The 18,617-nt window shown below is 68.9% G+C and carries 22 protein-coding genes and 1 pseudogene; 10 read left to right on the top strand and 13 right to left on the bottom strand.

Going from position 1 to position 18,617, the window contains the following annotated elements:
• Positions 1 to 104: 104 nt before the first annotated feature.
• Both QNJ12_RS18690 and QNJ12_RS18685 read left to right on the top strand, forming a co-directional pair.
• Positions 105 to 665 carry an RDD family protein gene (locus tag QNJ12_RS18690; RefSeq protein ID WP_300624949.1) on the top strand — a complete coding sequence of 187 codons (561 nt, stop codon included), beginning with the start codon at positions 105 to 107 and terminating at the stop codon, positions 663 to 665.
• A 92-nt stretch (positions 666 to 757) separates the two neighbouring features.
• Complete coding sequence (locus QNJ12_RS18685; RefSeq protein WP_300624948.1) at positions 758 to 1,021, top strand: hypothetical protein; 264 nt, start codon at positions 758 to 760, stop codon at positions 1,019 to 1,021.
• 38 nt (positions 1,022 to 1,059) lie between these two features.
• Here QNJ12_RS18685 and QNJ12_RS18680 read toward each other — a convergent pair whose 3' ends face one another.
• Entirely contained in the window at positions 1,060 to 1,608 is a 549-nt protein-coding gene (locus QNJ12_RS18680) for a CGNR zinc finger domain-containing protein (RefSeq protein WP_300624946.1), read from the bottom strand.
• Between the two features lie 143 nt (positions 1,609 to 1,751).
• On the opposite strand from QNJ12_RS18680, the gene QNJ12_RS18675 reads away from it, so the two are divergent.
• Positions 1,752 to 2,387, top strand: a complete 636-nt coding sequence (locus tag QNJ12_RS18675; RefSeq protein ID WP_300624944.1) for a hypothetical protein — start codon at positions 1,752 to 1,754, stop codon at positions 2,385 to 2,387.
• 156 nt (positions 2,388 to 2,543) lie between these two features.
• On the opposite strand, the gene QNJ12_RS18670 is transcribed toward QNJ12_RS18675, so the two are convergent.
• Both QNJ12_RS18670 and QNJ12_RS18665 read right to left on the bottom strand, forming a co-directional pair.
• Entirely contained in the window at positions 2,544 to 3,278 is a 735-nt protein-coding gene (locus QNJ12_RS18670) for a maleylpyruvate isomerase family mycothiol-dependent enzyme (protein ID WP_300624943.1), read from the bottom strand.
• Positions 3,279 to 3,295: 17 nt separating this feature from the next.
• Entirely contained in the window at positions 3,296 to 3,727 is a 432-nt protein-coding gene (locus QNJ12_RS18665) for a VOC family protein (protein WP_300624942.1), read from the bottom strand.
• 118 nt (positions 3,728 to 3,845) lie between these two features.
• Here QNJ12_RS18665 and QNJ12_RS18660 point away from each other — a divergent pair, with 118 nt between their 5' ends.
• Positions 3,846 to 4,535 carry a YafY family protein gene (locus QNJ12_RS18660; RefSeq protein ID WP_300624941.1) on the top strand — a complete coding sequence of 230 codons (690 nt, stop codon included), beginning with the start codon at positions 3,846 to 3,848 and terminating at the stop codon, positions 4,533 to 4,535.
• 151 nt (positions 4,536 to 4,686) lie between these two features.
• Here the strand turns inward: QNJ12_RS18660 and QNJ12_RS18655 are convergent, their stop codons facing one another.
• The 7 genes from QNJ12_RS18655 to QNJ12_RS18630 all read right to left on the bottom strand — a co-directional run bounded on the left by QNJ12_RS18655 (position 4,687) and on the right by QNJ12_RS18630 (position 9,804).
• Positions 4,687 to 5,199: a DUF2510 domain-containing protein gene (locus tag QNJ12_RS18655; protein WP_300624940.1), complete on the bottom strand. Its 513-nt coding sequence runs from the start codon at positions 5,197 to 5,199 to the stop codon at positions 4,687 to 4,689.
• Positions 5,090 to 5,626, bottom strand: a complete 537-nt coding sequence (locus tag QNJ12_RS23810) for an alpha/beta fold hydrolase (RefSeq protein ID WP_367281817.1) — start codon at positions 5,624 to 5,626, stop codon at positions 5,090 to 5,092. Before QNJ12_RS23810 ends, QNJ12_RS18655 begins: the two co-directional genes overlap by 110 nt.
• Before the next feature lie 81 nt (positions 5,627 to 5,707).
• Positions 5,708 to 6,778 (bottom strand): cell wall metabolism sensor histidine kinase WalK, encoded by a 1,071-nt coding sequence (locus QNJ12_RS18650; RefSeq protein ID WP_300624939.1) that lies wholly within the window; start codon positions 6,776 to 6,778, stop codon positions 5,708 to 5,710.
• Positions 6,775 to 7,464, bottom strand: a complete 690-nt coding sequence (locus QNJ12_RS18645; RefSeq protein ID WP_300624938.1) for a response regulator transcription factor — start codon at positions 7,462 to 7,464, stop codon at positions 6,775 to 6,777. The genes QNJ12_RS18650 and QNJ12_RS18645 overlap by 4 nt, the downstream gene beginning before the upstream one ends.
• Before the next feature lie 87 nt (positions 7,465 to 7,551).
• On the bottom strand, positions 7,552 to 7,893 hold the full coding sequence (locus tag QNJ12_RS18640) for an SHOCT domain-containing protein (protein WP_300624937.1): 342 nt from the start codon (positions 7,891 to 7,893) through the stop codon (positions 7,552 to 7,554).
• 219 nt (positions 7,894 to 8,112) lie between these two features.
• Positions 8,113 to 9,387 (bottom strand): HNH endonuclease signature motif containing protein, encoded by a 1,275-nt coding sequence (locus QNJ12_RS18635; RefSeq protein WP_300624935.1) that lies wholly within the window; start codon positions 9,385 to 9,387, stop codon positions 8,113 to 8,115.
• Positions 9,388 to 9,480: 93 nt separating this feature from the next.
• Positions 9,481 to 9,804, bottom strand: a complete 324-nt coding sequence (locus QNJ12_RS18630) for a hypothetical protein (RefSeq protein ID WP_300624933.1) — start codon at positions 9,802 to 9,804, stop codon at positions 9,481 to 9,483.
• A 13-nt stretch (positions 9,805 to 9,817) separates the two neighbouring features.
• Between QNJ12_RS18630 and QNJ12_RS18625 the strand changes: the two genes are divergently transcribed.
• Positions 9,818 to 10,180: a hypothetical protein gene (locus QNJ12_RS18625; RefSeq protein ID WP_300624931.1), complete on the top strand. Its 363-nt coding sequence runs from the start codon at positions 9,818 to 9,820 to the stop codon at positions 10,178 to 10,180.
• Between the two features lie 378 nt (positions 10,181 to 10,558).
• Positions 10,559 to 11,242: a hypothetical protein gene (locus tag QNJ12_RS18620; RefSeq protein WP_300624929.1), complete on the top strand. Its 684-nt coding sequence runs from the start codon at positions 10,559 to 10,561 to the stop codon at positions 11,240 to 11,242.
• 79 nt (positions 11,243 to 11,321) lie between these two features.
• On the opposite strand, the gene QNJ12_RS18615 is transcribed toward QNJ12_RS18620, so the two are convergent.
• Positions 11,322 to 14,393 (bottom strand): BTAD domain-containing putative transcriptional regulator, encoded by a 3,072-nt coding sequence (locus QNJ12_RS18615; protein WP_300624927.1) that lies wholly within the window; start codon positions 14,391 to 14,393, stop codon positions 11,322 to 11,324.
• A 636-nt stretch (positions 14,394 to 15,029) separates the two neighbouring features.
• Here QNJ12_RS18615 and QNJ12_RS23805 point away from each other — a divergent pair.
• The 4 genes and pseudogenes from QNJ12_RS23805 to QNJ12_RS18605 form a co-directional block, all read left to right on the top strand.
• Positions 15,030 to 15,209, top strand: a pseudogene (locus QNJ12_RS23805) (SDR family NAD(P)-dependent oxidoreductase); the annotation flags it as partial.
• Between the two features lie 304 nt (positions 15,210 to 15,513).
• Positions 15,514 to 15,702 (top strand): hypothetical protein, encoded by a 189-nt coding sequence (locus QNJ12_RS23800; protein WP_367281816.1) that lies wholly within the window; start codon positions 15,514 to 15,516, stop codon positions 15,700 to 15,702.
• Between the two features lie 311 nt (positions 15,703 to 16,013).
• Entirely contained in the window at positions 16,014 to 16,565 is a 552-nt protein-coding gene (locus QNJ12_RS23795) for a hypothetical protein (protein ID WP_367281815.1), read from the top strand.
• A gap of 69 nt (positions 16,566 to 16,634) precedes the next feature.
• Positions 16,635 to 17,300 carry an N-acetyltransferase gene (locus QNJ12_RS18605; RefSeq protein WP_300624923.1) on the top strand — a complete coding sequence of 222 codons (666 nt, stop codon included), beginning with the start codon at positions 16,635 to 16,637 and terminating at the stop codon, positions 17,298 to 17,300.
• A 103-nt stretch (positions 17,301 to 17,403) separates the two neighbouring features.
• Here QNJ12_RS18605 and QNJ12_RS18600 read toward each other — a convergent pair whose 3' ends face one another.
• Both QNJ12_RS18600 and QNJ12_RS18595 read right to left on the bottom strand, forming a co-directional pair.
• Entirely contained in the window at positions 17,404 to 18,240 is an 837-nt protein-coding gene (locus QNJ12_RS18600; RefSeq protein WP_300624921.1) for an alpha/beta fold hydrolase, read from the bottom strand.
• Positions 18,237 to 18,404, bottom strand: a complete 168-nt coding sequence (locus tag QNJ12_RS18595; protein ID WP_300624919.1) for a hypothetical protein — start codon at positions 18,402 to 18,404, stop codon at positions 18,237 to 18,239. The genes QNJ12_RS18600 and QNJ12_RS18595 overlap by 4 nt, the downstream gene beginning before the upstream one ends.
• Between the last annotated feature and the right edge of the window lie 213 nt (positions 18,405 to 18,617).

Here is an 18,617-nt window from a genome sequence, read left to right as displayed (position 1 = left end):
GGCCGCCCGAGGAGGTGGTAGACGGGGGCATGAGCGATACGCAGCGGGGTCCCGACTGGTGGCTCGCGTCGGATGGCAAGTGGTACCCACCCCAATCTGCGTCGATGCCTCCGCCTCCGCCACCCCCACCGGGGCCGGCGGCTCCAGCGGTCGGTGAGCCGGGCCGGTTCGTCGCCGGCGGCGTCTCCTACGAGCTCTCGGGATGGTGGCCGCGCGTTGGTGCGGGGTTGATCGACTTCGTGATCGTGTGGGTCATTCCCGTGCTGATCGGCGTCGGAGTCGGGCTCGCCGCTGGCTGGGTGCCCGGGCTCATCGTCGGCGGAGTCGCGCTGCTCGCCGGCTGGCTCTATCCCTCGATCATGATGTGGAAGACCGACGGCCGCACCGTCGGGAAGCGGGCGGCGAACATCAGGGTCGTGCAGGAGTCGGGCCAACCGTTCGATGCGGGGACCGCCTTCCTGCGCGAGTTCGTCATCAAGGGCCTCGTGGTCTCGATCGCGAACGGACCGACGAGTGGCCTCGCCGGGTTGATCAACGTCCTCTGGCCGCTGTGGGACGACCAGAACCGGGCCGTCCACGACATGATCGTCAAGACGCCGGTCGTGGTCGATCAGCGCGCTCCGGTCCCGACGGCGCAGCGGGAGTCGATCGTCACGAGCGCCTGACCGCAGCGCGCGCCACCAACCCGGACGAGCACACGTCTCGTGGCCGTCGAAGCACTGCGGGTGCGGTGGCCGTCGCCCACAGGATCGACCGCATGTCGACCGCACTCGTTCGAACTGTCACACCGGCCGACAACGATGCGATCGAGCAGCTCGCGCTCGACAACCAGATGTTCGAATCCGACGAGCTGGGCGACTTCGGCGAGATGCTCGCCGGCTTCTTCGACGGCACACTCGAGGAGCACCGGTGTGTGTCGTCGTCGAGCTCGATGGTGTCGTCGCCGGCGCGGCGTACACGGACCGGAGCCGTTCGCCGACCGCATGTGGGATCCTCTCGTTTCCTCGCCACGGTCGACTGACGATCGACGGCTGACGATCGACGCCGCCGGGCGGTCGGTCAGCGGGCGCGTTGCCGGGCCCGGTGGTCGGCCGTGTGGGTGCGGCTGGCGCAGCGGGGGTCGTTGCAGAATCGCTTCGACCGGTTGCGGGTGGCGTCGTAGAAGAGGCGCTCGCAGTCGTCGGCGCCGCACCGCCCGAACCTGATGGTGCCGTTGTCGCAGAGCTCGTGGGTCAGCGACATCAGCACGTCGGCGATGAACTGATCGTCGAACGTAGCGGTCGAGGGCGTCCAGTGGATGTGCGGCCCGACGTCGTCGTGGTCGACGATCGACGGCGTGATGGGGAGCTCGGTGAGCTCCCCGTTGATCCTGGTCGCCGCGGTCGCAACGTCGAGCTCGCCGAGCTCGCGGAGGAACGGCAACAGCTGGGCCATCCGCTGCTCGGCACGCCTCATCGACGCCGCCGACGCGTCGGGCGCCCGGCTGAACCCTGCCTCTGACAACACACGGCGCAGGTCGAGATCTTCCTCGATGAGGCCGTTGGCGACGTCGACCATCACCTCGAGCGTCATCCGGATCTCGGCGTCGGTGACCGATGCCACATGCATGGACGCAGTGTACGTCGAATCGCGCTGGTGTAACGAGCTAACACGTGATAGAACATTACTCAATGTAAGGGTCTAACTGTGAAACAACCCTCACGTCACACGAAACCATCCGAAGTCCAGATGCTCTGCGAGGGGAGTCGCCGATGTCGCCAGTTCTGCCGCCCACCGTGATGACCGTGCTGCTGATCGTCGCCAACCTGCTCGGTGCGACGATGGCGCTCCCGCAAGCGGTGCGGCTGATCCGGACCGGCCGGTGCGAGGGTCTGTCCGGCCCCTGGGCCGGGCTGAGCCTGGCCATGAACCTGTGGTGGCTCTCCTATGGTCTCGCCGAGCGGGTGTGGGGACTCGTGCCTGTCTCGGCGGTGGGTGCGGCCGTCTATGCGCTGATCGTCGTCACGTGGATCCGGCTGCGCGGGTGGGGCGAGTTGCGCGCCGTCTCACTCGGCGCGGCGGTCGGTCTGTTCCCGCTGCCGTTCCTGCTGGTCGGCGGCTGGTTCTTGGCGGGTCTGGCGATCGGTGCCGGCTACGGCGTGCAGCTGGCGCCGGCGGTGCTCGCGACGTTTCGAACGCGCGATCTGCGCGGTGTCGCCGCCGGGATGTGGCTCATGGCCTGGGTCGAGGCTGCCATCTTCCTGCTCTACGGCATCACGATCGTCGACGGGACGCTCCTCATCGGTGGCGCCAGCGGCGTGGCGCTCTCGACTGCGGTCCTCGCCCGCCTCGCCGTCACCGGACACCGCCCGTTCCGTGTCGCCCGCCCGGCCTGGGCCCTCGGCTGAGAGGTCGGGAGCTGCATGCGGGCGCAACGGCTGACCGATGCGTCCCGCTCGCGATGCGCTCGTGCGGACTCGGCTCGGGAATCGCCGCGCTCGCGGCGGCCGGCTCGTCGTCTTGCCAGGGGTGTCCGACGTAGGGTGACCGGCGTCGCGGGACCCCTAGCCCGGGTCCTTGAGGCTGGCGGCGACCTCGGGGGATCCGTGCACCGTGAGGTCGGTGGTGGACAGCGCTCGCCGGCCCCACAGAAGGAGCAGGAGGTCCTGCGGCGGGCCGACGATCTCGTCGGGGGTGTCGGTCAGCTTGCCGGCGGCGACGTCGACGCGGCCGGGCCGAGTGGACGGCGTGAGCGCCCACGATCGCGCCGGCCGCTTCGATGTCAGCGTCAGCGGCGCGACGAGCGTCTGCTTGCCGCGGGTCCGGACGAAGACGTCGAGATACTCGTCGACCCCGTCCGCTGCGACGTGCGGCGAGATCGGCGTCACGTCGTCGACTGCGGCCTCGACGTCCCATCGGTGCACCGTCGTCTCGTGCAGCTGCCGGCGCGCCCAGAAGTGGACGGTGGCGTCCGAGCCCGGGTTGAAGTTGGGGCAGGCATCGTCCAGCGGGTTCGACGCGAGCACCTCGACGAGCTCGTCGGCGCCTTCGTCGAACCAATTACACAGCTCGGAGCCATCGAGCTTCGACTTCCTGAAGCCGGGTCCGTCCATCGACTTGGTGCGCACGATGCGCGCCGCCCATCGGTGCACGCCGCCGAGATGGGCGACCACGTCTCGGACCTTCCATCGGCCGAGCCAGGGGACCTGGGTGGAGAGGTCGTGGGTTCGGATGAGCTCGGAGATACGCGCCGCCGCCGCTGCGATCTCAGTCGATTCGTCGATCGCTCGTCCCACCATCGTCCTCTGCGTCCCGCTCAGTTCGACACGCAGAGCTCGTTGCCCTCGGGGTCGGCGACGATCACCCAGTGGTGAGCCGGACCCTGGCTTCCTTGACCGATCTCGCGCGCACCGAGTTCGAGGAGTCGATCGACGAGATCGTCGCGGGCGTCGGCGTCGCCGGGGAACTGCAGGTCGAGGTGGAGGCGGTTCTTGCCGGTCTTCGGTTCGTCGACTCGCTGGAAGTGCAGGCGGGGGAGCCGGCCGGTCGGATCGCTGCATGCGGCGGTCGCGGTGAAGCCCTGCCGCTCGCCGAGCCGGACGATCTCGTCGGGGCCGATGAGGCCCTGTGCCGCCAGTTGCTCGACCGCCGCTGTGTGGTCCTCGGCGCTGTAGCCGATGCCGGCGCCTTGGTAGAAGGCGGCCAGTCGATGGGGGTCGGCGGTGTCGATGGTGATCTGCAGGTTCATGCCAACTCGCTTCGTGGATCGACGGTCGGTGATCGGGAGCCACCTCTCCGTACAACGCAATGGTGACAGACAGATGGTGACACCTGTCTGTCACCATCTCCGGCCACACTGGATCTCGATGAACCGCACCGATCGACTGCACGCGCTGGCTGCCGAGCTGCGCGCCGCAGGGTCCGGCGGTCGGACGTCGACGTCACTGGCCGAACAGTTCGAGCTGTCGACCCGCACGATCAAGCGGGACATCACCGCACTCCAGACCGCCGGCGTACCGATCTGGTCGACGCCGGGACCTGGCGGTGGGTATCGCCTCCTGGAGCAGCGCCGGCCGGACGTCGATCTCTCGCTGACCGCCGGGGAGGCGGCGGCGATCGCCGTGGCGCTTCGTTCGCAGACCCACGTCCCCTTCGCCACCGAGGCCAGCGTCGCGCTCTCGAAGGTGCTGGCGGTGCTCGACCCTCACGAGCGAGCAGAGGTCGACGACCTCCTCTTGCGGATCTGGACCCTGGGAGGCGAAGCCAGACATCCCACGGCGAAGGTGATCGATCGCGCCGTTCGAGAGCGTCGGGTCGTCGCGATCGACTACGTCGACGCGGACGGCACATCGACCAGCCGCCGCGTCGATCCGCTCCAGCTGGTCGAGATCTCGGGGATCTGGTACCTCCTGGCGTACTGCCGACTCCGTGCCGCCGGCCGGTGGTTCCGGCTCGACCGAGTGCAGGCCGCCCGCATCACCCGCCAACCGGCCGACGAGCACGACGTCGCCGAGGTGATCGGGCAGCCCCCGGACGAGGCCCGTTCACTCGCCTGACGCGAACGACGCCGGTCGCTCGGAAGCGCGGCCCGAGCAGTCAGGACGACCCCGCCGGATCGACGCCGCTGAGCGGGCAGTGAGGCTCCTCGGCCACGCGAGAGACCCGAAGCACGGCTCAGGAGAACCTGAGTCCGCCCTGTCGCGTCTCTCAGTACACCGGTGGGTCCACGCCTCTGGAGCCAGCTGCGAAGACGTGCTCGGTCCAGTCGTCGCCGTTCCAGTACCGCAGCTCGAACCGCCCTGATGGGTCTGCATACCACTGAGCTTCACCGCTGGTGTGCTCGGCAGTCGTCTTCGGCACACCTGCTCGCAACAGCACACGGACATCGGGGCGGACGCTCAGCGACGCGAGTTGTCGATCCAGGGTTACGTTCAGAGCAGCGACGCCTCCTGCTCGGACCACTGCGTCGACTCTGTCGACCTCGCGCAGGTCGAGCTGAGCGATGGTCTCGCCCTGAGCTCGAACTTCGATGGACACATGTCGCTGCCGAGGATTCAGGTAGGCGATCGCGGCCCGCCCACCAGTCCTCGCCTCGACCTTGACCTCGCCCTCAGGCCACTTGGCCAGAGGTAGCACCTGGCCCAGCGCTGTCTCGGCAACAGAGACCGGCGGCGAACCGAACAGCCGCTCGAGCTGTGCGATGGATGGGAGGGCGTCCATGCTCGAACCCTACGCTTCGCGCCGACTCGATCGACTGGGGCCGGTAGGAACTCGACCTGTCGCCCACCCGCCCGAACGGTGCGTCCGTGACGCGAATCAACCTGAGGATGGCCTCCGCTGCAATGGCCTTCCTGGCGTCGTGGGCGAGCTCGGCGTCGGTCAGCTCGGTCTGGAGCAGCGTCGGCAGCATGCGGCGCACGAACAGGCTGCGCTGCATGACCTGGTGGCCCATGATGTCGCTGGTCACGGTCGTGCCGAACGCCCGTTGCAGCCGCAGGGCGGGGAAGAAGAAAGTGTCGCCGAGGACGAGGCCGGTGCAGCGGTCGGGGTCGCGGCTGGCGACGTCGATGCCGATCGGTCCGCCCCAGTCCTGGCCGACCAGGACGGCGTCGCTCAGGTCGAGGTGCTCGACGAGCTCGCTGACGATGCGGGCGCCCGATCACCGGCGGACCATCCCCGCTCGCGCGTTCATCGGACGGCCGACACGCGCGATCGTCGTCGTGGCGTATCACCCAGTCCGCAGTGCCGACCCACCGTCAACGACCGGAAGCTCGATCACGACGGTGGTCCCGAGTCCGTCCCCCGGGCTGGTGGCAGTGATGGTGCCGCCATGCGCTTCGACGATCAGCTTGGCGATCGCCAATCCGACACCTGTGCCGTCCCCGAAGTGCTCGTCGACCCGGTAGAAGCGTTCGAAGATTCGAGTCAGTTCGTCGGCTGCCAGTCCTCGGCCGGTGTCGGACACCTCGATCACGACGGCTGATTCGTCTGAGGTCGACCGCACGGTCACGCCTCCGATGTCGGTGTACTGCACGGCATTGCCGACGACGTTCGTGAGCACCTGGGTGAGCCGGTCGCCGTCGCCGCGCACCACGGTCGGCGCCGCGGGCTCGAGGGTCAGTCGGAGACCCTTCGCGGTGGCCTGCGGCTCGAGCTGCGCCACCACGTCGGCGACGATCGCGGCCAGGTCGACGGACTCCCTGTCCAACTCGGCGAGCTCGCCCGCCGAGGAGAGGGAGGACAGGTCGTCGGCGAGCCGCCGGAGCCGCGCCGCCTCCCGGCCGATGCGGGCGTAGGTGTCGTCGTCGGCGGAGACCACACCGTCGAGCAGGGCCTCCATCGTGCCTTCGATCGTGCTCAGCGGGTTGCGGAGCTCGTGCGCGACGTCGCCGATCAGGCGCAGCCGGCGGTGCTCGGTGGTGTCGAGCTCGTGGGCGAGCTGGTTGACGTCCCCGGCCAGCTCGTCGAGCTCGGTGGTGTCGGCGCCGGGTACCCGCACGTCGTAGCGACCGATCGCCAGCTCGCGGGTCGCTCCACCGATCTGCTCGAGCGGGCGGGCGAGCCGGCGCGACATGCGCCACGACACGAGGCCGGAAGCGCTCGCGGCGGCCGCGAGCCCGAGGAGCAGCGCCGACGGGCCGTCGCCGCGTCGGCCGTCGCCGTCGACCTTGCCGTCGCCCGCCAGCGCGATCAGACCGACGACCGCGGCGAGCACGGCCAGCGCGACCACCATGACGACCAGGTGCGAGCCGAACAGCCGCCGCCGGAGTGACTTGGTGTGAGGCCGGCGACCGGTCATGCGATGAAGCGGTAACCGACGCCGCGGACCGTCTCGATGAATCGGGGCTGGGAGGCCGAGTCGCCCAGCGCCTTGCGGAGGTTGCCGACGTGGACGTCGACGATTCGTTCCTCGCCGTAGAAGTCGCGGCCCCACACCCGGTCGATCAGTTGGTGGCGCGCGAAGACCCGGCCGGGGCTCTCGGCGAGGGCTCGCAGCAGGTTGAACTGGAGTGCGGACAGATCGACCCGCTCGCCGTCGACGGCGACCTCGTGGCGGTCGATGTCGACGGTGATGCCGTCGTACGCGAGCGGCTCCGTCAGGGCCTCGGTGGTCGAGATGCGCGTGCGGCGCAGCACGGCCTTGACGCGAGCGACGACCTCCCGGGGCGAGAAGGGCTTGGTGACGTAGTCGTCGGCGCCGACCGAGAGCCCGATCAGCCGGTCGGTCTCCTCCGCGGCCGCGGTCAGCATGATGACGTGGATGTCGGACACCCGCCGCAGCTCCCGGAGGGTCTCGATGCCGTCGAGCTCGGGCATCCGCACGTCGAGGACGATCAGGTCGATCGGCGGCGGGGTCTGGATGCGCTCGAGGACGGCTCGTCCGTTGTCGAGCTCTTCCACGTGGAAGCCGTCGTCGATGAGATACGACGCGACGAGGCGGCGGATCTCGCGCTCGTCATCGACGACCAGGATGCGCTGGGGCATGATGCACCATTCTCCGAGACGGGTCCGTGAAACGGGTCAGAGGGCCGACCCGGAGGCCGACCCTCTGACCGTTGTCCTGCGCTCAGACTATTCCTCGTCGTCGGTGGTGCCGGGTGTGTCCGGTTCCGCGTCGGAGGTCGCGGGCGGCGCCGGTGGTGCCGGTGGTGCCGGCCGGTTGGGTGCCGGTGGCACGGCGTCGGCGCCGGTGAGGACGGCGTGACGATGCTCGAACTCGGCACGATCGATGTCGCCGCGTGCGAATCGATCCTGCAACGTACTGAGCGCCGACTCGGGTCCGCGGTCGCCACGACGGCGGCGGATCAGCCACCAGGTCAGTCCGCCGATCAGCAGGAGCAACACCAGCGGGAAGAGGAATCGGGGGCCGTCACCGCCCTCGCGGGCGAGCAGGCCGAGGGTGGCAGAGAACATGTCGGGGGTCCTTTCGGTTGATCGTGACGACGAGTGGTTCGCCGTCGAGATCAGCCAACGGGCCGCCCGTGAAGCGTCGACCGCGCGCAACATCAAGCGTTCGTGAAGCCGGCGTGGCGGTACGCGCGTCGGCCGCCGTTCACCTCCCAACCTCCTCGGAGATCGCGCTCCAGACGAGGCGGCAGCCGGGTGGCGTGGGCACTCCTTCGCGATGTCAGTTCAGGCAGCGCGAGCGTCGAGTCCTCCAGGTCTTCCTGGCGTCGTGCAACGGACGGTCAGGCGGCGACCGGCCTCCGGTCGTTGAGGGGGCCGGTCCAGTACTACGCCATCCGGGCGAGTCCACGTGGCGACCCGATCGGACGTCATCGTCAATGACCAGCCGCCTTCGTGGACGAGGTGGTGGTGGGATTCGCAGACCGGTGCGAGGTCGGCGAGATCGGTTCGTCCGCCGAGTCGCCACGGGGTGAGGTGGTGGATGCGGCAGTCGTCGATGCTGACCGTGCAGTCGGGATGGGAGCAGGTGGCCTGCATCGCTTCGAGCGCGAGCCGCTGCTCGTGGGTGGCGAGCCGCCTCGCCCGACCCTCGTCGAGGACCACTCCGGCCCCGTCCAAGACGACGGGGATGATGTCGGCGTCACACGCCATTCGTCGCACGGTGTCGACGGGAAGTGCGACGCCGCTGTCGGTCTCACAGAGCGTCGTGTCGTGGCGACCGCTCGTCAGGGTCGAGAGGTCGATGTGCACGACCATGCCGGTGCGGGCCTTCGCGCCGGTCGAGGACACCGCCTCGACGAGCGCATCGACGGTGAGCCGGTCCCACGATGTCTTGGCGTCGGTCTGCTGGTTGCGGTGGCGCAAGGTGCCGCGAGCACGTTGGATCGCTGACCAGAACATGCGGTCGGTGACCGGGTCGCACTCGATCAGGGTCTTGTGCATCCCGGTCTGCTTGTCGACCCAGCGAGTGATCTTCGACTGCGCCTTCTGCTGTTCCATCTCGTCCACATCGGCCCGGCTGTTGTGGCGGGCGCGGATCCCCTTCGCCATGTCGCGGCAGTTCTTGGCAAAGGCGTCGACGCCCTGCCTGGTCGCGTCGGTGAGCAGCGACTCCGCCTCGGCGGCGAACTCCGCTGTTTCGGCCTCGTCAAGGTTGCGAGTCGCCCCTGCGATCGCGTCGACGTGACCCGCCGAGACCTCGCCGGCGGCCAACGCGTCCTCGAAGCCGGGCATCGCGGTGCACACTTCTTCGCGTTCGGCGGCGGCCATGGCGTCCTTGGACGACTGACGACCCTGCTTCGACAGCGAACACCGAGGATCGGCCGCCTGGCCCTCGTCGGCCAGACGCCGCTGGGCACGGGTCGCACGGACCTGGCGTGCGTCGCAGAACGCTCGCAGCTCCGCCACACGACGCAGGTAGGCGTCGAGCTGCTCGGCATCGAGCGTGTCCGGATCGGTGTCGCGCACGTCGGCGTACACCGCATCGGGCGGACTCTTCATGTCTCTCCGATCGTTCGTCGTTGGGTTGGTGGGACTCGAGCGAGTCGATCGGGGAAGCCGGAAACCACACCATACCGAACACACGTTCGATTGTCAACCCGAACGATGAGGAATCTCCGGCGCCGTCGCGAACGCTTCACGAATGGCCCCAGCCACGGCTTCGGGTTGGTCTTCTTGCCAGAAGTGGCCGGCGGCGGGGAGGTCGAGCTTGGTGGCGTGGGGGTACTTCTCGTCCCACTTGGCCAGGAACTCCCGGGTCACCAGCGGCTTGTCCCGCATCCCCAGCACTCGCAGCATCGGCCGATCGAACAAGGTCGCATCCACCCGCTCCTCCAACTCCGCCAGCCACTCGCGTTCGCCGGTGCTGGAGGCGAGGAGGGTGGCGTGGCCGATGCGGGAGGCGTAGGTCGGCGCCACGTCGTCGTCGTGGGTGAGCTCGGCGTCGGTCAGCTCGGTCTGGCGGCAGTGTCGGCAGCATGCGGCGCACGAACAGGCTGCGCTGCATGACCTGGTGGCGCATGATGTCGCTGTTCATGAACGTGCCGAACGCCCGCTGCAGCCGCAGCGCGGGGAAGAAGAAGGTGTTGCCGAGGACGAGGCCGGTGAAGCGGTCGGGGTCGCGGTTGGCGACGTCCATGCCGATCGGGCCGCCCCGGTCCTGGCCGACCAGCACGGCGTCGCAAAGGTCGAGGTGCTCGACGAGCTCGCTGACGATGCGGGCGAGGTCCTATGCCCCGTGCCCGATCAGGGGTCGGTGGGGTACGCGTCTGGCCGCGCGATGAGCTCCTCGTAGTACGGCGCGACCAGGTCGTGATCGTCTCCGGCACGGGTGCCTCCTCGTTGCCGTGGACACGTGGTACCGGAGCGTCTTCAGCCACCTGTTGGCGGGCGTCCTGACCAGGCTTCCTCCAAGAGTCGTTCGGCCTCGACAGCGCGGCGGGCGGGTTCGAGCAGCACTCCGAATATCGCGCGCTGTTCCGGAGCATCCATTGGGTGCGATGTGCCATCGACTCGCACGCGCAGTGGTTCGAGCACGGCCACGTCCATGACGAACGGCGCCCTCGCAGCGCCCACCTAACCGAGAACTCATCGGTGTGGCCGACGGTCTCGACCGAGGGCCGTTCCCACGACGGGTGTCGTGGAGGCGACCCCACGAGAAAGGAAGGTTGACATGAGATCAGAACAGACCAAGGACCGGACGTCTCGGGCGCGACACCGACGAGCGGTCGCCGCCGTCGGCCTCGTGGTGACGTTGACGGCCGGCGCAGCGGTCGGTTCGTCGGTCGCTGCCGACGATGACGACAGCAGCGACAACCGTCGCGAGCGGGCCGACGTGATGGTGCAAGGCGGCGGAGACGTCTACCAGCGCAACGGCGCCCGTCTGATCCGGACCGATCACTCGGTCGAGGTCGAATGGCGCATCCGGACGCCCGAGCCCGGGTCGTACACGTACCCGACGCCGGACATGGTGCCGCCGGGCAGCCCGACGCATCCGCCGATCGTGCCGGGTGCGCCCGAGGTCTTCACGCTGTGGTTGTTCGCGTTCGACCATCCAGAGCTGTGCACCGACGGCGTGTGCGACGGCGACGATGTCGGCGACACCGCAGCGCGAGGCAGCGTCTACCAGGCCGACGGCGAGATCGCCGATCGGCGTTGGCTGAGGATGGGGGGCAAGATCCGCTTCGGTCAGACGCCTGCGAGGGGTCACGGCCTCGAGAACCCGCTCGGCGCCGAGGTGCACGTCGCGATGGCACCGCACGGGATGGCGTGGGACGGCGAGGACCTGGCCATCCAGCTCAACGGTCCCGTCGGCGCGCCGCCCCTGTGGTTCGCGGCGATCTTCGACGCGCCCTGAGCGGGCCATCGCCCCTCCGGGCAGGCTGCGACCAGTCCGGAGGGGTGGCCCCACCGAGCGCGTTGCCCGACGTCCGTGGTCAATCGTGTTGCTCGCTGGGCGTCACCGCAGCGGCCGCCATGCTGGTCAGCGACTGGCGGTCCATGGCATCGATCGTCGACGGCGGAACGAGATCTCCTTCGAGGTCCTGTCCGAGCTGTCGCAGCTCGCGATCGACGAGTCGGGCGACAGGTGCCGGGTCGACGAGGCCGAGCTCTCGACGACGTCGTGCCCGGACCGAGTAGAGACCTGCGGCTTCCTGCAGCCGTCGTCGAGCCACTGCGATCCGAGCCGCCGTGAGCAGGGTCTGGTCGAGCACGACCGCTGAACGTGTTCCGCGTATGACCGCCACGCCGTCAGCCAAGTGCTTCGCCGCCCGGTCGATGTCACCGCGCGCGAGCGCAACCATGGCCAGCGCGTTGTGACCATGAGGCAGCGCAGCGATCTCTCCCGTGCTCGACGCCAGGGTCAAGAACTCCGATGCTGCCTGCTCGGCGACCTCCCAGAGCTCCGCGACGACAGCCGTGTCGCAGATCGAGCGCAAGGGGTGCACCTGGGGACCGACCACGCCGATGCGGCGCATCTCGCCCAGTGACGTCCTCAGGAGTGACAACGCGCCGTGCTGGTCTCCCCGAAAGTCGGCCAGCTGTCCGCGTAGCAACGGGACGCGGGCCCTGGTCAATGGCTGGTTGTGTCGGGAGCCGAGGGCCTCGAACTCGTCGGTGAGCTCGGCAGCCCGTTCGAGGTTCCCCAACTGCAGCTCCCGATAGGCCAGCTCCCAGACGAACACCGAGAGCTTCGGATGGTCCGCCAGGCGCAGCACGCCCGACGCGAGGTCGATCAGGCGGCGGCTGCCCAAGACGTCACCGGTGACCTGTGCCGCTGCGGCGCGCACCCAGAGCGCGTCGGCGTCGATCTCGGGCGTTCGCATCTGGGCGGCCACGCGATCCAACTCGTCGGCGACTGCCTCGGCCTCTTCGTGCCTCCCGAGCCACGGGAGCGCCAGGCCGAGCGAACTGAGCGCCGCGGCCCGGTCGTGCGACGCGGAGCGGTCGCCCTCGTCCAGCGCCGCAACCAGCCAGTGCAGCGCCTCGTCGCCCCGTGCCGCCGTGTACCAGTGCAGTGCGAGGCCGGCAGCCAACTGGATCGCCAGGTGCGGGAACCCGTTGCGGAGCGACCACTCCAGCGCTGCGACGTGGTTCTCGGCCTCGGCGTCGATGCGCTGCATCTGCGCCAGCTCCTCCCGGGATCCGAAGGGCGACTTCGCGGTGGCTTGAGCAGCGAAGAATCGGGCGTGGCGCTCCCGGACGAGGGACGCCTCGTCGGAGAGCTCCAGCTGCTCGGCGGCGAAGGCACGAATCGTCTCGAACATCACGAAGCCGCCCTGCGAGTCGACGGGCAGGCTCAGGAACGACGTGTCGACGAGTTGATCGATGAGGGTGAGCACGTCGGGGTCGTCGATGTCAACGGTGCCGCAGATCCCAGCGACGGCGTCGAGGTCGAACCTGCCGCGCAGCACCGAGAGGCGGCGCAGCATGGTCTGTTCGGGTGGCGCGAGGAGTCGGTAGCTCCAGTCGAGGGTCGCCCACAGCGTCCGGTGTCGCTCGTGTGTCCGCTTCGTGGTGACGAGCAGTTCGAAGCGCTGGTCGAGACGCTCGTGGAGCTCCTCGAGCGACAGCACACGGAGTCGAGCCGCCGCCAGCTCGATCGCCAGAGGCAGACCGTCGAGCCGCCGGCAGGTGTCGACGACGATCGACATGTTGTCGTCGTCGATGGAGAACTGACCACAGGCATCAGCTGCCCGCTCGGCGAACAGGTGGATCGCGTCGCTGTCCTCGACGTCGCCGTTGCTGGTCGTCAGTGGGAGCGGACCCAGCACCCAGACGTGCTCGCCGTCGAGACGGAGCGCCTGTCGCGACGTCGCGAGCACCGTGAGGTTCGGGCACGCGTCGAGGAGGACGTGGACCAGCCCCGCGACGGCATCGACGACATGCTCACAGTTGTCGAGGACGAGCAGGTGTGATCGGCCGCCGACACGCGCGATGGCGTCGTCGATGGTCGCGCGGCCGGCGGCACGGACCCCGCTCACCGCCCGAACGAGGAGCTGCTGGACCTCACCAGGCTCGGAGACCAGCGTGAGATCGACGAACGAGGCGCCGTCCATGTCGGGCGCGACCTGCCGTGCGCATTCGACGGCCAACGAGGTCTTGCCCACGCCACCCGTGCCGGTCACCGTGACGAGGCGACGGGTGGCCAGGAGATGGGCGAGCTCCTCCAGGTCGTGCGTCCTGCCGACGAAGGTCGAGCGGCGGCGGGGGAGCGCGGCATCGTCAGTCGCCCGATCGGTGACCCCGGGGAACGGCAGGGACTGATCGACCACCTGTTGGTGAAGGTGCTGCAGCGCTGGGTTCGGCGTGACGCCGAGCTCCTCACCCAAGACGGCACAGGCCGTCTCGTAGACACGCGCTGCGTCGGCCTGCCGGCCGGATCGGTACAGGGCGATCATCGATTGCGCCCAGAACCGCTCTCGCAGCGGGTGCCTCGTGGTCAGCTCGCTGAGATCGCTGACGAGGTCGATGTGGTCACCGCGGCCGAGTCGAGCGTCGATGAGGTCTTCCGTACACGCGAGCCGGAGCTCCTCCAGACGTGCGATCGTCGCCTGTGCGAAGTCGTCGTACCGGAAGTCGTGCCACGCGTCGCCTCGCCAGAGCGCCAACGCGTCCCCGAGCACCCGGCACGCGTCTTCCCATCTGTTGGCGGCCACGTGTTGCAGCCCGTCGGATCGGAGATCATCGAAGCGTTCGGCGTCGATCGCCCCTGGTTCGAGCTGCAGGCGATATCCCGATCCGACGGTGAGGATCGGGCCGTCATCGACTGCGGTTCGACCGGGCACCAGCACGTCTCGCAGCTTGGAGACGTGGTACCTGAGCGCCCCCAGCCCGCTCTCGGGCGGCTCGCCTGACCAGGCCTCGTCGAGCAGCCGATCGGCGGAGACGACCCTCCCGACCTGATCGAGCAGCAACCCGAAGATCAGCCGCTGCTTGGGAGCCTCGAACGCGACCCAGGCCTCCCCGACGCGCACTTCGAGCGGTCCAAGCACCCGGACCTCCATTCGCGAACCGTACCAGCGGCCGTCGCGGCGTCGGGCGGCCTATTCGGTAGCTAACGGACGCTGTGGACCGTGGTCGGTGACGAACGCAAACGTGCGAAAGGAGCACGCAATGTCACTCCTTCAGGCCGAACCCACAACCGGCAGTCGCCGGGAGTCACCGAGCAACATGCCTCCGAGCCGCCGCGGCCGTACCCGCACCCGCACCCGCGTCCAGTGGGTCGCCGCCGTCGTCGGTGCGTCGGTCATCGCTCTGGTGGCCACGCCGGTCATGGGCGACGGCGCGGACAGCAGCCGCGATCAGCCCGGCACCGAGGCCGAGTACGTCCTCGATCCGTCGACTCGGAGGCCGCCGTCGGGATCGTCGTTCGACGCGCCGTTCGTGCAACGTTCGCGGGTACTGGACCCCCGTAGGGATCGGGTTCCGTCGGGATCGTCGTTCGACGCCCGGTTCGTGCACGGTTCGCGGGTGCTGGATCCCCGAACGGATCGGGTTCCGTCGGGATCGGCGTTCGACGCGCCGCTCAGCGATTGATCCGTCGAGCTCGACCTCCGTTGGCGCGAACGCCTGGCGTCTCGCGCCCGCGGCGGCCTTGGGTTGGTCTTCCTGACAGAAGTGGCCGGCGGGAAGGAGTACGCGTGACCAGTCCCCGAACGATCGACGGCCGAACCGTCGCCGTGACCGGAGCGTCGAACGGCTTCGGACGCGCGATCGCCGAGCACCTCGGCTCGCACGGCGCCCACGTGCACCTGATGGGGCGCACGACCGAACCGATGGAGAAGGCGCGGACGATCGCGGTCGCGACGTTCGACATCACCGACAGCGAGCGACTCCGCGGCTCGATCCATGGCGCTCGAGTTCCGGCCGGTGCCGGGTCAGGCGGCGATCGGCGTCCGGTCGTTGAGGGTGCCGGTCCAGTAGTGCTGGCCGTCGGGGCGGGTCCAGGTGGCGACCCGGTCGGGGGTCATCGTGAAGGTCCAGCCGCCTTCGTGAATGAGGTGGTGGTGGGGCTCGCAGACCGGCGCGAGGTCGGCGAGATCGGTGCAACCGCCGAGCCGCCACGGGGTGAGGTGGTGGATGCGGCAGTCGTCGATGGTGACGGTGCAGTCGGGGTGTGAGCAGGTGGCTTGCATCGCTTCGATCGCGATTCGTTGTTCGAACGTCGCCAACCTCTTCGCGCGACCCTCGTCGAGCACCACACCGTCGCCGTTCAACACCACGGGGATGATGTCGGCGTCGCACGCCATCCGCCGCACGGTGTCGACCGGCAACGGCATCCCGGAGTCGGTCTCGCAGAGCGTCGTGTCGTGACGGCCACCGGTCAGCGTGGCGAGGTCGATGTGCACGACCATGCCGGTGCGGGCCCGCCCACCGCCTGTCCTCGACACCGCCTCGACGAGGGCGTCGACCGTGAGTCGATCCCACGACCCCTTGGCGCCGGTCTGCTGGTTGCGGCGACGCAGCTGGCTTCGAGTTCCCTGGATTGCCGACCAGAACATCCGGTCGGTGACGGGGTCGCACTCGATCAAGGTCTTGTGCATCCCGGTCTGCTTGTCGACCCAGCGCGAGATCTTCGACTGTGCACGCTGAGCCTCGAGCTCGTCGACGTCGGCCCGTGAGTTGTGCCGGGCCCGGATGCTCTTGGCCATGTCACGGCAGTTCTTGGCGAACGCATCGACGCCCTGTCGGGCGGCGTCACCGAGCAGCGACTCGGCCTCGGCCGCGAACTCGGCGGCTTCGGCCTCATCCAGATTCCGCACAGCCGCCGCCACCGCGTCGACGTGGCCAGCCGACACCTCGCCGGCGGTGAGCGCGTCTTCGAAGCCGGGCATCGCCGAGCACACCTCCTCACGCTCGGCCGCGGCTTTCGCCTCCTTGGACGACTGCTTGCTGTCGCGAGCCAGCGAACTCGCCGGATCGGCCGCTCGACCTTGCTCGGCCAACCGACGTTGCGCGCGAGTCGAGCGCACCTGTTCGGCGTCGAGCCAGGCCCGCAATACGGCGAGCCGACCGACGTGGGCGGTCAAACCGTCCGCGTCGAGCACATCGGGATCGGTGTCGCGCACTTCGGCGTACACCGCATCGGGCGGATGTCGCATGTGATCTCCGATCGTTTCGAGTCTGAAGTTGGGGACTCAGAAGAGTCGATCGGGAAGTCGGAAGCCAGACTCTAGTCGAACAAATGTTCGACTGTCAACCGAGTCGATGAGAAATCTCGTGACCGTGAAAGCCCGTCGGCTGCGGTGGCTGTCGCCTGGCAGGATCGACCGGGTGTCCGACACGCTCGTCCGGCCAGCCATCCGGCCGACACCGACGTCATCAAGCAGCTCGCGCTGGACAACCAGATGTTCGAGCCGGGTGATCTGCGCGATTTCGACGAGATGCTCCGGGGCTTCTTCGACGGCAGCCTCGATGGACACCAGTGGATCGTCGCCGAGCTCGACGGCGCCATCGCCGGTGCGGCCTACTACGCCCCGGAGCCGTTCGCCGACCGCATGTGGAACCTGTACTTCATCGCCACCGATCCCGACCGTCATGGAGGCGGTGTCGGCTCCGCGCTGATGAACCATGTCGAGGCCGAGCTGCGCGCGGCCGGCGACGGCCTGGCCAGGACCCTGATCGTCGACACGTCCAGCCTCGAGGGGTACGAGCGAGCTCGTGCCTTCTACGTCCGCAGAGGATTCGTCGAGGAGGCCCGCATCCGGGACTTCTACGGCCCGGCGACCACAAGGTCACGTTCTGGAAGTCACCGACCGACTGACGTCCTCGCTTCAGCGAACGCCGCTCGGATCGCCCCAGCCACGGCCTCGGGTTCGTCTTCTTTCCAGAAGTGGCCGGCGTCGGGGAGGTCGAGCTGGTGGCGTGCGGGGACTTCTCATCCCACTTGGCCAGGAACTCGCGGGTCGTGAGTGGCTTGTCCTGCATCCCAAGCACTCGCAGCATCGGTCGGTCGAGCAGCGTCGCGTCGACCCGCTGTTCCAGCCCGGCGAGCCACTCGCGTTCGCCGGTGATCTAGGCGAGGAAGCTGGCGTGGCCGATGCGGGAGGCGTAGGTCGGCGCGACGTCGTCGTAGTGGGCGAGCTCGGCGTCTGTCAGCTCGGCCTGGAGGAGCGTGGGCAGCATGCGGCGCACGAACAGGCTGTGTTGCATGACCTGGTGGCGCATGATGTCGCTGTTCATGATCGTGCCGAATATCCGCTGCAGTCGCAGGGCGGGGAAGAAGAAGGTGTTGCCGAGGACGAGGCCCGTGAAGCGGTCGGGGTCGCGGCTGGCGACGTCCATGCCGATCGGTCCGCCCCAGCCCTGACCGACCAGGACGGCGTCGCGCAGGTCGAGGTGCTCGACGAGCTCGCTGACGATGCGGGCGTGGTCCTGGGGGCGGTACCCGTAGTCGGTGGGGTGGTCGCTGAGCCCGAACCCGGGGTAGTCGATCGAGACGGTCCGGAAGTCGTCGCGCAGGAGCGGGATCATCTTGCGGTAGAGGAACGACCAGTCGGGGTTGCCGTGCATGAGCAGCAGCGGCCGGCCATCGCCCTCGCCCGTCCACTCGTCGATGTAGTGGATGCGGCCGACGCTCGACTCGAACCACTTCGACTCGAACGGGAACAGCTCGGGGTCGGGGACGAAGTCGCCGGCGGGCCGGGTCGGCCGTGGCGGCTGGAGGTGCTCGGCCAGCCGGCGGCGGGACACGACGGTCGCCACCCGGTGGCCGGCGCCGAGGGCGAGGACCGCGCCGGGGATCAGCGCAAACCAGTTGTTGCGGTCGCCGTTGCCGAGGATTCGGACCAGTAGCCCTGCGGCGGCGACGAGGACGAGGATGCGGACGACCTTCGTGGCGACCTGCTTCACGCCGGGGCTCCTTCCGTGCGGGCGGTCTTGTTGGGGTGCGGCTGGCCGGTCTCGGCGTAGTGCCGCAGCTCGTCGAGCAGGGGAGTGATGCCGGCCCGCAGGGTCTCCTCGAGCATCGGCTCCATCTCGGGCGGGTCGACCTCGGCCAGGAACCGGATCGACACCCGGCTGCCGGCGGTGGTGCCGCCGAGTCGAGCCTGATGATCCGTATTGGATCTGGCTCAGAATTTCGGCTAACGCTCCGACGCCGCTCCACTAGCCCCGATTGTTCACGAGATGGCTTGAGGTCGGCGGGCGGTGCTTGATGGGGATTGGTCGACGCGGTCGGTGTCTGATTCGGGTTGGCGGTGGGTGTGACGGCGCCGATTTCGGGCATC

The sequence above is a fragment of the Ilumatobacter sp. genome, from assembly GCF_030065885.1.
Classification (GTDB): Bacteria; Actinomycetota; Acidimicrobiia; order Acidimicrobiales; family Ilumatobacteraceae; genus Ilumatobacter.
The sequence above is the reverse complement of the archived record's forward strand: the minus strand, read 5'-3'. Positions and strand labels throughout refer to the sequence as shown.